The sequence below is a fragment of the Variovorax guangxiensis genome (genome assembly GCF_003952165.1).
In the GTDB taxonomy this organism is placed as follows: Bacteria; Pseudomonadota; Gammaproteobacteria; order Burkholderiales; family Burkholderiaceae_C; genus Variovorax; species Variovorax guangxiensis.
Window position 1 is genome coordinate 184,291 of sequence record NZ_RXFT01000005.1, and the last position, 14,919, is coordinate 199,209.

The 14,919-nt window shown below is 68.5% G+C and carries 9 protein-coding genes; 6 read left to right on the top strand and 3 right to left on the bottom strand.

The genetic code is table 11. The annotated features are described in order from the left end of the window. Positions 1 to 12: 12 nt before the first annotated feature. Genes EJP67_RS13895 through EJP67_RS13905 form a run of 3 tightly spaced genes read right to left on the bottom strand, consistent with a single transcriptional unit; the run spans position 13 to position 4,063 of the window. The gene (locus EJP67_RS13895) at positions 13 to 768 is read right to left on the bottom strand and encodes a GntR family transcriptional regulator (protein ID WP_126022303.1); all 756 of its coding nucleotides are present in this window, start codon (positions 766 to 768) and stop codon (positions 13 to 15) included. Beyond that, entirely contained in the window at positions 765 to 2,534 is a 1,770-nt protein-coding gene (locus tag EJP67_RS13900) for a glycerol-3-phosphate dehydrogenase/oxidase (protein WP_126022304.1), read from the bottom strand. Before EJP67_RS13900 ends, EJP67_RS13895 begins: the two co-directional genes overlap by 4 nt. Then, positions 2,531 to 4,063 carry an FGGY family carbohydrate kinase gene (locus tag EJP67_RS13905; RefSeq protein ID WP_126022305.1) on the bottom strand — a complete coding sequence of 511 codons (1,533 nt, stop codon included), beginning with the start codon at positions 4,061 to 4,063 and terminating at the stop codon, positions 2,531 to 2,533. The genes EJP67_RS13900 and EJP67_RS13905 overlap by 4 nt, the downstream gene beginning before the upstream one ends. Before the next feature lie 180 nt (positions 4,064 to 4,243). Here EJP67_RS13905 and EJP67_RS13910 point away from each other — a divergent pair, with 180 nt between their 5' ends. The 6 genes from EJP67_RS13910 (at position 4,244) to EJP67_RS13935 (ending at position 14,696) form a co-directional block, all read left to right on the top strand. Beyond that, complete coding sequence (locus EJP67_RS13910; protein WP_126022306.1) at positions 4,244 to 5,290, top strand: substrate-binding domain-containing protein; 1,047 nt, start codon at positions 4,244 to 4,246, stop codon at positions 5,288 to 5,290. Then, on the top strand, positions 5,287 to 6,810 hold the full coding sequence (locus tag EJP67_RS13915; RefSeq protein ID WP_420824267.1) for a sugar ABC transporter ATP-binding protein: 1,524 nt from the start codon (positions 5,287 to 5,289) through the stop codon (positions 6,808 to 6,810). The genes EJP67_RS13910 and EJP67_RS13915 overlap by 4 nt, the downstream gene beginning before the upstream one ends. Continuing rightward, on the top strand, positions 6,807 to 7,847 hold the full coding sequence (locus EJP67_RS13920) for an ABC transporter permease (protein WP_126022307.1): 1,041 nt from the start codon (positions 6,807 to 6,809) through the stop codon (positions 7,845 to 7,847). The genes EJP67_RS13915 and EJP67_RS13920 overlap by 4 nt, the downstream gene beginning before the upstream one ends. After that, a complete protein-coding gene (locus EJP67_RS13925) occupies positions 7,844 to 8,857 on the top strand; it encodes an aldo/keto reductase (RefSeq protein WP_240650653.1) in 1,014 nt (337 codons plus the stop codon). The genes EJP67_RS13920 and EJP67_RS13925 overlap by 4 nt, the downstream gene beginning before the upstream one ends. Positions 8,858 to 8,908: 51 nt before the next feature. Further along, positions 8,909 to 9,760 carry a class I fructose-bisphosphate aldolase gene (locus EJP67_RS13930; protein WP_126022308.1) on the top strand — a complete coding sequence of 284 codons (852 nt, stop codon included), beginning with the start codon at positions 8,909 to 8,911 and terminating at the stop codon, positions 9,758 to 9,760. A gap of 229 nt (positions 9,761 to 9,989) precedes the next feature. Continuing rightward, entirely contained in the window at positions 9,990 to 14,696 is a 4,707-nt protein-coding gene (locus EJP67_RS13935) for a ricin-type beta-trefoil lectin domain protein (protein WP_126022309.1), read from the top strand. The last annotated feature ends 223 nt before the right edge of the window (positions 14,697 to 14,919 follow it).

Genomic DNA, 14,919 nt, shown 5'->3' on the forward strand with positions numbered 1-14,919 from the left:
CGCCTTCTTTTTTCAGGTCGTCGTCTGCACGTGCAGGCGGCTGGTCTTGCAGCGGTGCAACGCCCGGTAGTGCTCCAGCGGCCTGCCGTTGGCGCCGTAGGCGATCGACTCGATGCGCAGCAGCGGCTCCGGCTGCGGCAGGTTGAGCAGCTCGCAGGTATCGGCATCGGGCAGCACGGCGTCGATCCAGCGCTCGGCGCGCACCAGGCGCAGCCCGTACTGGCGGCGCAGCACGTCGTAGAGCGAGCGGTCGTCCAGGCGCGTGCGGTGCAGGCCGGGCGCGAGGTCGGCGGGCACCACGGTCTCCACCAGCAGTCGCAGTTCGCCGTCGACGCTGCGCAGGCGCTTGAGCGCCACCACCTGCGTGTCGTCGGTCAGGCCGAGCGACGCGGCCTCCTGCTCGGTGGGCGCGCGCAGCTCCTGCGTGAGGATCTGCGTGCGCACCGAGCGGCCCTTGCGCTCCATCTCGTCGGAGAAGCCGAGCACGGTGGAAACGAAATCTTCGTCGCGCTCGCGCGCCGACACGAAGGCGCCGCGGCCCTTGATCTTGTAGATGAGGTTGTTGCGCACCAGGTCGGCCAGCGCCTCGCGCACCACGATGCGCGAGATGCCGAACTGCTCGCCCAGCTCGGCCTCGGACGGCAGCTTGGCGCCGATGGGCAGCACGCCCTGCAGGATCTGCATGCGAAGCGCGTCGCGGAACTGGGCCCACAGCGGGGACTCGGAGTCGCGGTCGAGCACGGTCGAAATTTCGGTCGGAGAGTTCACGTCGAAGCTTGGCCCAGGGCCTGAGGAGTCATCAATGATGCATCGAAAGATGCGGGTGCATCCGCGGCCACCGGCGAAAGCCGCACGCCGTGGCGTTCGCGCAGGGCGGTGGCACAGGCCTGCAGCTCCGCGTGCTGCTGCGCGGCGTCCCAGCCCAGCGCATCGGCGGCGATGCCTGCGATCTCGGCGAGCGCGGCATCGGTGACCAGCCCGCGGATGGCCAGCAGCGTGCGGCGGATCACGAGGTCGTCGAGATGCACTACGCCGGTCTCGAGGCAGAGGTACGAAAGCTCGGCCACCGAATAGCCCGGCGCGTGGCGCAGCGGCATGTCGCCCGATGCGGCGAGGCGCTGCGCCAGCGGCAGGGCCTTCGATCCGTAGCGCTTCAGCAGCACCTGCGCGCGCGTGCGGCTCATGCCCGAGGCGGCGACCAGGCGATCGAGAAAACGCTCGACGGCCTGCGCATCCACCGGCAGCTCGGCGCCGCCGCCGATGGGCAGCATGTCGGTCGAGGCTGTGCGGGGACGGCCAAGTTGCTTCAGCACTTCATTGACCGCCTCTTCCGCGAGCGCGCGGAAGGTCGTCCACTTGCCGCCGACCAGGCCGACCACCGGAATGTCGCGCGTGGCGCTGGGCGGATCGAGCACCACCGAATGGTCGCGCGAGATCTGCCCCGGCTTGTCGGCGTCGGAGCGCGCAAGGGGCCGCACGCCGACGTAGGTGTAGACCACGTCGCCACGTCCGAAGCGCAGGTTGGGAAACACCTCGGCCAGCACTTCGAGCAGGTAGTCGACCTCCTCGGGCTCGGTCTCGATCCTGTCGGGGTCGTCCACCGGGATGTCGGTGGAGCCCACGAGCACGCGGTCGAGGAAGGGATAGACGATGCACACGCGCCCGTCCACCGCCTCGAAGTAGGCCATGCGGCCCTGCAGCGCATCGCGCAGCGCGGGATGGTCGAGCACGAGGTGCGAGCCCTTGGTGCCCATCACGCGCGGGCCGCTGCCGCCGAGCACTGCCGTGCTGCGGTCGAGCCACGCGCCGCTGGCGTTGACCACGGTGTCGGCCGTCACGCGCACCAGCGCGCCGGTGATCTCGTCGCGCAGCGTGATGATGTTGCCGGCGCAGCCCATCACGCGGCAGTAGTTGGCCGCGGCCGAGCGCGGCTGGTCGCGGCAGGCGTCGCCGATGAGCTCGAGGATGAGCCACTCCGGGTGGCTGATCCATGCGTCGAAGAAGGTGGCCGTCCAGCGCACCGCGGAGCGGAACAGGCTGCGGTCGCCAGGGGGCACGCGGCTGATGCGGTGGTTGGGCATCACGCGCTGTCGGCGGCCCAGCAGGTCGTACAGGCGCAGGCCCGCGGCCACCGCCAGCAGGCCGCGCGTGCGCTGCGGCGGCGTGCGGCCGAAGAACTTGAGCGCGCTGCTCATGAGGCCGCCGAAGAAGCTCGACAGCGGCACCACCGTCTTCAGCGGCTGCACCAGGTGCGGCGCGTTGCGCAGCAGCAGGTTGCGCTCGCGCGTGGCCTCGGCCACCAGCGAGAAGCTGCCGTTCTCCAGGTAGCGCAGGCCGCCGTGGATCATGCGCGAGGGCGCGCTGCTGGCGCCCGCGCTGAAGTCGCCCTTGTCGACGATGAGGCAGTCCACGCGCTGCAGGCACAGGTCGCGGAACACGCCCACGCCGTTGATGCCGGCACCGATGATGACGGTGGAGAAATGACGGTCCGCGAGCGATGCAGGGCGCACGAAGGGCAGTTGCCACGCGCTCATCGGGAGACCTCCGCGCTGCGCGCTGCGGTGCTGTCGGCGACGGCCGTCACGCCGCCCGCCAGATGGGAAAACACAGGAGACATGGTGTCGATCAGTTCGTTGAAGCCGGCGCTGAAGTCGGCATGGGCGCGCGCCAGGGCGGCGTCGGGTTCGACGGTGTCGCAGGGCGCGAGCAAGGCGCTGCCCTGCTCCGCGCGGTCGATGCCTTGCGACATGGCGGCATGGATGGCGGCGCCGCGCGCGCCGGTCTCATCGTCGGCGCAGCGCTCGACCGGGTGGCCGAGCAGGCCGGCGAGCAGGCGCACGAGGCGCGTGTCGCTCGCGCCGCCGCCGAGCACGGTGCACGCGGACACCGGCAGTCCGCAGGCCGCGAGCCGCCCGAGGTGGCGCGCATGCAGTGCAGCGACCGCATCGACCACCGCGCGCGCCATGTCGCCGCGCGTGTGATGGCTCTTGAGGCCGACGAAGCCCGCCGTCACTCCGCCACCGCCGTTGACGAAAGGCAGGAAGCGCAGGCCGCCCGCGCCGAGCGGCACCGACATCGCGAGGTCGACCACCGCGCGCGCATCGGGCAGGCCCAGCACGCCGGCCAGCCAGGCGATGTTGGCCATCGACGAGGGGCTGTTCTCCATGTAGAGCCGCTTGTCCTCGCGGCCGAAATTCACGACGGCGGCCACCGCGGGCTTGGGCTCGATCACCGGCCCGATGACGGCGTTGACGCACCAGGTGCCGAAGACCGACACCGCGCGCGAGCGCCCTTCGGCGCAGATCGCGGTCATCGATGCAAGCAGGTCGATGGCGCCCATCGCCACCGGAATGCCCGCTGGCAGGCCACACAGCGCGGCTTCGGAAGGCCGCAGCCTGCCGAGGAGTTCGCCGCTGGGCACCAGCGGGCCGAATACGCGCGGGCCGAGATCGGCGATGCCTGAAGCATCGAAGGCCGCCTGCGACCACGTGCCCGTCGCGATCGACACCAGCCCGGCCGTGCTCGCATCGCTGGCATCGGTGGCGATCTCGCCGGTCAGCAGGAAGCCGAGGTAGTCCTTCGCGAACAGCAGCCGGCGCACCGCGCCGCGCTGCACGGCGTCGGTGCCCAGCAGCTCGGCCGCGATCACGGTGGGCTGGCCGGGCCAGGGCTGGCAGCCCACGTCGGCGAAGAGCGCCGGGCCGTGGCTCAGAGCGAGCGAGCGGGCGCGCGCGTCGGCGCGCTGGTCGGTGGAGGCGATGGCGCGTCCGCCCACGAGCTCGTTGCGTGCATCGAGCGCGTAGAGCCCCGCGCCGTGGCCGGCGCAGCCGATGGCGCGGACCTCCGACACGCGGTCTCCGAGTTGATGGGCGACGTCGCGCAGGACGTGGGTCAGCGCGGCGCGGATCGCCGAGGCCCCCACTTCGCATCCCCCTCCGGGCAGCCGGTCGTGCGGCAATGGCATTCGTGACAGGGCGACGCTGCGGCCACTCCCGGCTTCCAGGGCCAGGGCTTTCAGGCTGCTCGACCCCATGTCGATGCCGATCAGTATGTTTGGCTTCATGTCATAACAGCTTCGGCTGAATAAAAGCGGCCTGCCAGTAGCGTTTCCCCTAGTTATCCCTTCAAATGGCCAGCGCGTACATTCTAGCCTGTCATAACAACTGATGTGACAACAAGGTTCCGAGAGCTGCCCTGAAAAGCGGCATCCACAAGCTGTGCACCCAACGTGAGGAGACAAAGAATGAGGCGTAATTTCCTGAAGTCCGCCGCCGCAGCCGGCATCGGCCTGGCCGGCGCGAGCGCGTTCGCGCAGCAGCAGGCGGCTGCCCCCGCGGCCGGCGGCGGCCTGCGCGGCAACCCCAGCGACGTCTACGTGATGAACGTGATGGTGTCGGGGGTCGAGTACTGGTTTCCGGTCTACGAAATGATGAAGCAGCTCGGCCGCACGCTGGGCGTGAAGACGCGCTACACCGGCACGCCCGAGTACGACGTGAACAAGCAGCTGGCGTCCTTCGAGCAGGAACTGGCGCGCAAGCCCGCGGGCATCCTGCTGCACCCGATGAACCCCGACCCGTTCATCGAGCCGATCAACCGCGCCGCGGCGATGGGCATCCCGGTCGTCACCTTCGCGGCCGACTCGCCCAACTCCAAGCGCACCTCCTTCGTCACTTCCGACAACGACCGCGAGGGCAACCAGGCGGCCGACGCCATCGCTGCATCGCTGGGCGGCAAGGGCGAATACGCGGTGCTGGAGAACCCGGGCCAGGACAACCACGACCGCCGCATCGCCGCCTTCGTCAACCGCATGAAGGCCAAGCACCCCGGCATGAAGCTGGTGGGCCGCGCCGCCAGCAACCAGGACCCGAACAAGGCCTACCAGGCGGTGCTGAGCCTCGCGCAGGCCAACCCGAACCTGGGCGCCCTCTTCATGCCCGAGGCCAACTCGGCCCTCGGCGCGGCGCAGGCCAAGGTGGAGACCAAGAAGAACATCAAGGTGATGTGCTGCGACGTGAACGCCAAGATCCTCGACATGATCAAGTCGGGCGACGTGTTCGGCGCCATCAACCCCAACCAGGGCATGCAGGGCTACATGGGCATGATGATGCTGTTCCTGGCCAAGAACCCCGGCCTCATCGACCCGATGAACGACGCCAAGCGCAACGGCACCAACCCGATGGCCGTGCCCTTCCTGGACAACGGGCTGTCGGTGGTCAGCAAGGCCAACGCCGACGACTTCTACTGGGACAAGTACCTCGCCCGCCGCGGCACCAAGGGAATCGGCGAGTGAACGCAGTGGGCGCATTGCTCGAACTTCGCGGCATCAGCAAGCGCTTCGGCGCTTCGCGCGCGCTCACGGGCGTGGACTTCTCGCTGCGCCGCGGCGAGATCCACGCCCTTTGCGGCGAGAACGGCGCGGGCAAGTCCACGCTGATGAACATCATCGACGGCATCCACCAGCCGGACGAAGGCACCATCTCGCTGGACGGCCAGGCGGTTGTCATCGACGGCCCCGCGCATGCGATGCGCCTGGGCATCGGCCTGGTGCACCAGGAGATCGCCCTGTGCGGCGACGCCACGGTGGCCGAGAACATCTTCATGCCGGAGATCAACGCCGGCAAGAGCGCGTGGATGAACTACGCGAGCCTCAACGAACGCGCCGCCAGGGTACTTGAACGGCTGGGGCAGGACGTCGATCCCGCCGCGCTGGTGAAGGACCTGAGCATCTCCACGCAGCAGCTCATCGAGATCGCGAAGGCGCTCACGCTCGACTGCAAGGTGCTGATCCTCGACGAGCCCACCGCCGCGCTCACCGACAACGAATCGGCCGCGCTCTTCAGGGTGGTGCACGACCTCAAGGCGCAGGGCATCGGCATCATCTACATCAGCCACCGCATGGCGGAGATCTTCGCGAACTGCGACAGCGTCACGGTTCTGCGCGACGGCCGCAACGTACACACGGGCCCGCTGGCCGAGCTCGACGCCGACGGCCTGGTGCGCCGCATGGTCGGGCGCGACCTGGGCAACTACTACCCGCCCAAGCAGGAAGAACCCGCATCGGGCGAGCACGTGCTCGAGGTGATGGACATCGCCGACGGCGAACGCGTGCACGGCGTGTCGTTCAGGCTGAAGCGCGGCGAGATCCTCGGCATCGCGGGCCTCATGGGCGCCGGCCGCAGCGAGCTCGCCGAGACCATCTGCGGCCTGCGCACGGCGCGCGGCGGCAGCGTGCGGCTGCGCGGCAGGCCGCTCGCCATCCGCAAGTACAGCGACGCGCTGCGCGAAGGCATCGCCTACCTCAGCGAAGACCGCAAGGCGGCGGGCGTGTACCTCGATCTGCCCATTGCGCAGAACATCGCCTCGATGGCGCTCGCACGCGTCAGCTCGCGCTTCGGCCTGCTGCAGCGCGCGGCCGAACACAAGCTGGCGGTGAGCCTCGGCGCGCGGCTCAAGCTCAAGTCGGACGGCGTGGACATCGACGTGGCCAGCCTCTCCGGCGGCAACCAGCAGAAGGTGGCCATCGCCAAGCTGCTGGCCACCAACCCCTCGGTGCTGCTGATGGACGAACCCACGCGCGGCGTGGACGTGGGCGCCAAGTCGGAGATCCACCACATCCTGCGCGACCTGGCCAGCCAGGGCGTGGGCGTGATCGTGATCTCCTCGGAGCTGCCCGAGATCATCGGCCTGTGCGACCGCGCGCTGGTGATCCGCGACGGCCGGCTCGCCGGCGAGGTGCAAGACAAGGACATGACGGAAGAGGCCCTGCTGCGGCTGGCCTCGGGACTTTGCGAAGAGGAAACGACAGCATGAACTACCCAGCACAACTGGACGCGGGAGCCGCCGGCCTTGCGCCACGACAGACGACCGAGGGAGGAGGAAAGGGAGGCCCCGTGAAACCCGCCAGCAAGCTCGCCAGCATGCGCGAGCTGGGCCTGTTGATCATCATCGCGGCGCTGTGCGTGGGCATGAGCTTCGCGTCGCCCTACTTCCTCACCTGGGACAACGTGCGCGCGATGCTGCTGTCGTTCTCCATCGAGGGCATCGTGGTGGTGGGCATGACCATCCTGCTGATCGTGGGCGGCATCGACCTCTCGGTGGGCTCGGTGGTGTGCTTCGCGATGGTGGTCACCGGCAAGCTCTTCCTCATGGGCTTCGATCCGTGGACGGCGGGGCTCATCGCCATCGCGGCCAGCGCCATGATCGGCGCGATGATCGGCGGCTGCGTCACGCGCATCGGCCTGAACCACTTCATCGCCTCGCTGGCCTTCATGGTGATCGTGCGCGGCCTGTGCCTGGCGCTCACGCAGGGCACGCCGCAGTCGCTGTTCTCGCTGCCGGCGGAGTTCAAGTTCATCGGCCAGGGCACGCTCTTCGGCGTTCCGGCGGTGATCCTGATCTTCCTGGCCATCGTGGTGGTGAGCGACTTCGTGCTGCGCCGTTCCTCGCTGCTGCGCCGGGTGTTCTACACCGGCAGCAACGAGAAGGCGGCGCTTTACTCCGGCATCCGCGTGGGCCACGTCAAGTTCTGGGTCACGGTGCTGTGCGCGGCATCGGCTGGGCTCGCGGGCGTGATCTACACCGCGCGCTTCGGCGCCGCCACGCCCACCTTCGGCGTGGGCATGGAGCTCAACGTGATCGCAGCCGCGGTGATCGGCGGCGCCAGCCTCAAGGGCGGCTCGGGCACGGTGCTCGGCGCGGTGCTGGGCCTGGCGCTGCTGTCGGTGGTGACCAGCTCGCTGATCCTGCTGGACGTGTCGCCCTACTGGCAGGACGTGATCAAGGGCCTGATCCTGCTCGCGGCCGTGACCATCGACCACCTCATGAACACGAGAAAGACCAAGCGATGAGCAACAGCAGCACCATCAACGCATCGGACATGAAGAAGACCGTTCTCGGCCCCTCGGGCATCGAATGCTCGGCCATCGGCCTGGGCACCTGGGCCATGGGTGGATGGATGTGGGGCGGCGGCGACAACGCGGCCGCCGTGCTCGCCATCCAGGCCTCGCTGGACGCGGGCGTGAACCTGATCGACACCGCGCCGGCCTACGGCCTGGGCCGCTCCGAGAGCATCGTCGGCACCGCGCTCAAAGGCCGCCGCCACGAGGCGGTGATCGCCACCAAGTGCGGGCTGGTGTGGCACACCCAACAAGGAACGCACTTCTTCGAAGAAGACGGCCACCCGGTGTACCGCTACCTCGGGCGCGAGTCGATCATCCATGAGGCCGAAGAGAGCCTGAAGCGCCTGCAGACCGACTACATCGACCTCTACATCACGCACTGGCAGGACGCCACGACGCCCGTGGCCGAGACCATGGACGCGCTGCTCGAGCTCAAGAAGCAGGGAAAGATCCGCGCCATCGGCGTGAGCAACGTGAGCCCCGAGACGTTGGCCGAGTACCTTCGCTACGGCCCCGTCGACGCGGCGCAGGAGCGCTACAGCCTGATCGACCGCGAGATCGAGCAGACGCTGGTGCCGTTGTGCACCGAGCACGACGTGGCGGTGCTGGGCTACTCCTCGCTCGCGCTGGGCCTGCTCGCCGGCCCCATCGACCCCGAGCGCAAATTCACCGGCGACGACCAGCGCGCCACCAACCCGCGCTTCAGCGCGCAGAACCGCGCGAAGCTCGCGGCCTTCTTCGAGGAGCTGGAGCCGCTGCGCAGGCAGCTCGAATGCTCCTTCGGCCAGCTCATGATCGCGTGGACGCTGGCGCGCGGCAGCGTGTCGGTCGCGCTGTGCGGCGCGCGCGCCAGCAAGCAGGCCATCGAGAACGCGGGCGCCGGCTCGGTGCGCCTGCACGACGCCGCGCTGCAGCTGATCGACAGCGCAGCGAGCAGGCACCTGGGCTCGCTCGGCTGAGCCCTCCTCCCTCTTTTCTGTCACACACCAACAAGCAAGGACTCTTTTCGTATGTCGAAGGACAAGACCGCACGCCTGAACCGGCTGCTCAACAACGGGCGCTGCCTGGACATCGCGCTCGACCACGGCGTGTGCAACGAGCCCAGCTTCCTCGACGGGCTGGAAGACATGCCCTCGGTGATGGAGCGTCTGCTGGCCGCGCGCCCCGACGCGATCCAGCTCAACTACGGCCAGTCCGACCTGCTGCAGGACCGCCCGGGCCGCGACAAGCCGGCCCTCGTGATGCGCATCGACATGGGCAACCCCTACAACGCCACGCGGCATCGCGTGATGTGGGCGGTGCTGCAGAACGAGCACGACCCGGTGCTGCCGGCGGTGCAGCAGGACGCCGCCTGCGTGGTGGTCAACCTCTTCATGCTGCCCGACGAGCCCGACCTGTTCCGCCAGTGCGTGCAGAACATCGCCCGCGTGCGCGCCGACTGCGACCGCTACGGCATGCCGCTGATGATCGAGCCGCTGGTGATGCAGGCGCCCTCCGCCGGCAGCCGCTACTCGGTGGACGGCGACGCCGAGAAGATCGTCACGCTGGTGCGCCTGGCGCGCGACATGGGCGCCGACATCGTCAAGGCAGACCCCACCACCGACCCCAGGGACTTCCACCGCGTGGTGCAGGCCGCGCGCTGCCCCGTGCTCGTGCGCGGCGGCGGACGCGAGGACCTGCAGCAGGTGTTCGCGCGCTCGCGCGTGCTGATGGACGAAGGCGCCGTCGGCATGGTGTACGGGCGCAACGTCTACCAGCACGGCAATCCGTCGGCGGTGGTGGACGCGCTGATGGCCATGATCCACCGGGGCGCCAGCGCCAAGGAGGCATGGGACATCTACGAATCGGGTGGCGCGAAATGACATGACGAAGACGCGCCCTCTTTAGGAGGAAGAAAAAAGAAGGAAGAGAGCTCACGGCGGGCGACGGATGCGTCGCCCGCCGGGGTGCGTCCTGCGCGCGCGTTTTCCTGCCACGCGCGCAGGCGGGCAAGGAAGAGACGAGAGAGACAACGAGACAAGACAAACACGGAGTTAGCTGGCCAAGAAGAAAACGGTTCCCCTGCGGACTTCAAACAACCTGGAGGCGACGATGAAAATCCGGTATTACTTGATGGCGTTCCTGCTGCCGTTCGTCACGCTGTTGACGCACGCGGCAATCACCGGGGTCAGTCCGATGACGACCCTGAACAACATGGCGACGGCAGTGGCCGAAGCCGTGGCCGACCCGCTGCCGCTGCAGGGGCCGGGCCTGGGCAATCTCACCTACACATCGGCCGAGCTGTTCAAGCCGGTCTCGATGATCACCAGCGCCGCGCACCCGCTCGACCCCGCGCACAGCAGCGCCTATGAGTCGCGCGAGGTGCCGGCCACCTACCCGGGCCGCAAGGACTACGGCATGAACGCCGGCATCATGGTCAACGGCTACTTCCTGACCTCCTTCGCGCCGGACAGCGGCCTCGGCCCGGGCGGCTTCCTGCTGTACGACATCTCGAACCCGCGGCAGATCAAGCTCGTGAAGAAGATCTACGAGCCCGAAGGCCGCACGCAGGAGTTCCGCGAGACCCACTCCTTCGGCACCGCGAAGATCGGCGGCAAGACGTACGTGGTGCTGCCCAGCATCAACGGCGTGGAGTTCTGGGACTTCACCGACGTCAACGACATCAAGCAGGTCAAGAAGCTCGCGCTGCCCGGCGTCAACGGCGGCGACTACGAGAACGTGGCCTGGCAGCTCTGGTGGCAGGCCCCCTACCTGTACGTGGCCTCGGCCGGCCGCGGCATCTTCATCGTCGATGCCACCGACCCCGCGAACGCCGTGGTGGCGAACCGCGGCGCGGGCAAGCCGAACCCGGTGCCCACCGGGGAACTCGGCGGCTTTCGCATCGGCCCGATCTTCACGATGGGCAACCACATGGTGCTGACCTCGATGGACAACACCGCGGGCTTCTCCAGCCTCGACATATCCGACCCGCTGAACCCCAAGGTGCTGGACGCCATCGGATCGAACCCCAACTACTACGCCACCTGCTTCGACGGCAAGACCCTGCATGCCTCGGCGCGCGGCGGCGGGGCGAAGATGTACAGCTACGACCTGAGCGACCGCTCCAAGTTCGTGGCCGAGGACAACCGCCTCGTCATCGACGAGCAGCTCTATTGCGCCACGCAGGACAACTACGTCATCCAGGGCGCGCAGACGTACATCCACAAGGTCGACGTGAGCAATCCGCTGAACCACGTCGAGGTGGGCCGCGGCAGCATCCTGCGCGAGGACGACCCGAATTTCTCGCACTCCGACAACGGGCAGGTCGCCGCCTTCGGCAACCTGATCTTCGTGGGCAACGACCACGGCTCGGGCAGCGGCTTCGTCGTGCACCAGGTCGACCCCGACACCACCAAGCCGGAGGTGCGGCAGGTCTCGCCCGCCAACAACGCCAAGCAGCAGGCGCTGACCTCGCGCATCGGCCTGGGCATGAGCGACAGCATCCTGCCCGAGAGCGTGAATTCCAACACCTTCATCGTGCGCCCGGTGGGCGGCAACACGCTGGCGGGCACCTACAGCGTGCAGCTGGGCATCATCAACTTCCACCCCGCGCAGCCGCTGCAGCCGGGCACCAGCTATGAAGTGTTCCTGCCGGCCAACGGCGTGAAGGACTATGCGGGCAACGCCATCGGCGCGGACTACAAGTCGGTGTTCCACACCGGCAACGCCGCCGAGATCGGCCTGATGCACTACTGGACGCTGGCGGGCAACCTCTCCGACCAGATCGGCGCCAACAACGGCACGCCCGCCACCGGCGACGCCTTCGAGAGCATCGGCCTGAACTTCGCGAACCGCACCGCCGGCGTGACGCTCAAGAGCGACACCGTGGCCACCGTGCTCGGCGGCAGCGCCTCGGTGAGCTTCTACATGAAGACCACGCAGACCGGCGGCGGCAACTCCTGGACGGCGCCCGGCATCTTCGGCCGCGACCAGGCCTCCGGCACCGACGACGTGTTCTGGGGTTGGCTCGACAACGGCGGGCGCATCAAGCTCTCGGTGGGCAACGACGGCGGCACCACCTCCACGGCGGCGGTGAACGACGGCACCTGGCACCACGTCGTGATGACGCGCGACGCAGCCTCCGGGGCGCAGGCCGTGTACGTCGACGGAGCCAAGACCACATCCACCGGCCCCACAGGCAACAAGGGCCTGTCGAACAAGTTCGCGCTGCTGGGCCAGATCCAGGGCAACGCGGCGCTCTTCAAGGGCACGCTGGCGGAAGTGCGCGTCTACGGCCGCGTGCTCAGCGACACCGACGTGAGCACGCTGCGCAGCCAGGCCATCATCGGCGACCCCGGCATCGGCGGCGGGCCCAAGCTGGTCAACGGCCAGCTGGTGTTCAACCCGGCCACGCTGGGCAGCAGCGGCGCGCAGTACCGCTGGAACTTCGGCGACGGCACGCAGACCGCCTACTCGAACCAGCCGAACTACACCTACACCTACACGCGCCCCGGCCACTTCACGGTGACGCTGACGGTGAAGGACGCCAACGGCCGCGAGACCTTCTACACCTACAACCTCACGGTGATCATGCCGGTGACGGCGAAGGCGCCCACGCACACCACCAACATCGCGGGCGACGCGAACTCGGTGTACTCGGTCAACCCCGACAGCGGCACGGTCGCCGCCATCGACTCGCAGAGCCTGGTCAAGCGCTGGGAAGTGCGCGTGGGCGACGAACCGAAGACGCTGGCCGTCGGCCCCGACGGGCGCATCTGGGTCGCGGTGCAGGGCGAGGACAAGCTGGTGGTGCTCAACGCCGCCGACGGCAGCCTCTCGGCCACCGTGCCGCTGGCCTACGGCAGCGGCCCCTACGGCGTGGCCTTCACGCCCGACGGCACGAAGGGCCTGCTGACGATGGAGAGCAAGTCGGTGCTGATGAGCTTCAACCCGAGCAACGGCACCACCACCGGCGCGGTCGCGCTCGACGGCGCGCTGCGCGGCATCGCGGTCGAGTCGGGCTCTCAGGTGGCCTACGTCACGCGCTTCAAGTCGAAGATGACGGGCGGCCAGCTGCACAAGGTGAACCTGCAGAGCATGAGCGCCATGAGCACCATCGCGCTGCCGGTCGACACCACCACCATCGACACCGAGAACCGCGCGCGTGGCGTGGCCAACTACCTGAGCCAGGTGGTGATCTCGCCCGACGGCGCGCGCGCCGTGCTGCCCTCGAAGAAGGACAACATCGTGCGCGGCAAATTCCGCGACGGCAACAACCTGGTGCACGACCAGACGGTGCGCTCCATCCTGTCGCAGGTCAACCTGCAGACGGCGGCGGAGGAGTTCGGCGAGCAGATCGACTTCGACGACCGGGCGCCGGCACGCGCGGCGCTCTTCTCTCCCTCGGGCGACTACCTGTTCGTCGCGCAGATGGAAGGCAACCGCGTCGCCATCGTCGATCCGTACAGCCGCGCGGTGCGCGGCGAGATCAACGCCAGCAGCGCGCCGCACGGCCTGTACCTCGACACGGTGCGCAAGCGCCTGTTCGTCAACAACTTCCTGGCGCGCTCGGTGACGGTGCACGACGTGGCGACGGTGCTGTCGTCGGAGACCAATGTGCCGACCTTCCTGCAGACCGTGTCGACGGTGGCGGCGGAGCCCATGTCGCCGGCCGCGCTGCGCGGCAAGCAGGTGTTCTACAACGCGTCGGATCGCCGCATGAGCAAGGACAACTACATCTCCTGCGCGAGCTGCCATGCGGACGGCGGCGACGACGGCATGGTGTGGGACTTCACCCAGCGCGGCGAAGGCCTGCGCCGCACCATCAGCCTGCAGGGCCGGCGCGGCCTGGGCCACGGCAAGCTGCACTGGACGGCCAACTTCGACGAGGTGCAGGATTTCGAGAACGACATCCGCAACGAGTTCGGCGGCACCGGCTTCCTGACCAACGCGGACTTCGCGGCCACTTCCGACCCGCTGGGCGCGCCCAAGGCCGGCAAGAGCGCGCAGCTCGACGACCTGGCGGCCTACCTGACCTCGCTGACCAAGTACATGCGCAGCCCGGCGCGTGCGGCGGACGGCAGCCTCAGCGTAGACGCGGCGCGCGGCCAAACCGTGTTCAACACGGCCCAGTGCGCGACCTGCCACACCGGCGCCACCTTCCGCGACGGCGTGCGGCACGACGTGGGCACGATCCAGGCCTCCTCGGGCAAGGGCATGAACCAGCCGCTGGCGGGCGTGGGCTTCGACACGCCGACCCTGCTGGGCACGTGGAACACCACCGCGTTCTTCCACAACGGCCAGGCCGCCACGCTGCAGGACGTTCTCACCGGCGGCCACGGCAACGCCTCCAGCCTGCCGGCCAACGACGTGGTGGCGCTGCGCGAGTACGTGCGCTCGCTCGACAACGACCCGACGCCCGTGGTCACGCGCATCCGCTCCAACCACAGCAACCTGTGCGTGAACGTCAAGGGCGCGGCGACCACGAGCGGCACGACGGTGGTGCAGTGGCCGTGCGGCAACGCCGGCAACGAGCGCTTCACCGTGACGCAGCTCGGCGGCGGCTTCGTGCAGTTCAAGGCGGAGCACAGCGGCCTGTGCCTCGCGCAGAGCGGCACCGCGACGACCAATGCGCCTGTGGTTCAACTGGCCTGCACGGCTGGCGACACGACGCAGTGGAGCCTGGTCGGCGCGGCCCTGCGCAACCGGGCCTCGGGTTCGTGCCTGGACGTACCGAACAATGCGACCGCGCAGGACACGGCGCTGATCACCTGGACCTGCAACGGCGGCAACAACCAGAACTGGACACAGCTGCAGTAAATAGGCAAACCCCCAGGCTTCGCGCACTTCGTGTCGCTGCGCCAACCCCCTTGCAGGGGGCAACACCTGCGGCCCGGCGAAGCCGGTTCCGCGGTGTTCCTCGAAGGAGCCGCCCGTTTCACGGGCGGCTTTTTTTCTTTGTCTTGCATAGGTTGCACCCACCCCATGACCTCACACGTCATGGACCGTGCGCAACTGCTCTGGGAAAGTACGTCCATCGAGG

What these genes read in the sequence shown, in the direction of transcription:
- EJP67_RS13935 (WP_126022309.1), top strand. Translation starts at nt 9,990, where the DNA reads ATGAAAATCCGGTATTACTTGATGGCGTTCCTGCTGCCGTTCGTCACG.
- EJP67_RS13910 (WP_126022306.1), top strand. Translation starts at nt 4,244, where the DNA reads ATGAGGCGTAATTTCCTGAAGTCCGCCGCCGCAGCCGGCATCGGCCTG.
- EJP67_RS13905 (WP_126022305.1), bottom strand. Translation starts at nt 4,063, where the DNA reads ATGAAGCCAAACATACTGATCGGCATCGACATGGGGTCGAGCAGCCTG.
- EJP67_RS13900 (WP_126022304.1), bottom strand. Translation starts at nt 2,534, where the DNA reads ATGAGCGCGTGGCAACTGCCCTTCGTGCGCCCTGCATCGCTCGCGGAC.
- EJP67_RS13920 (WP_126022307.1), top strand. Translation starts at nt 6,807, where the DNA reads ATGAACTACCCAGCACAACTGGACGCGGGAGCCGCCGGCCTTGCGCCA.
- EJP67_RS13925 (WP_240650653.1), top strand. Translation starts at nt 7,844, where the DNA reads ATGAGCAACAGCAGCACCATCAACGCATCGGACATGAAGAAGACCGTT.
- EJP67_RS13930 (WP_126022308.1), top strand. Translation starts at nt 8,909, where the DNA reads ATGTCGAAGGACAAGACCGCACGCCTGAACCGGCTGCTCAACAACGGG.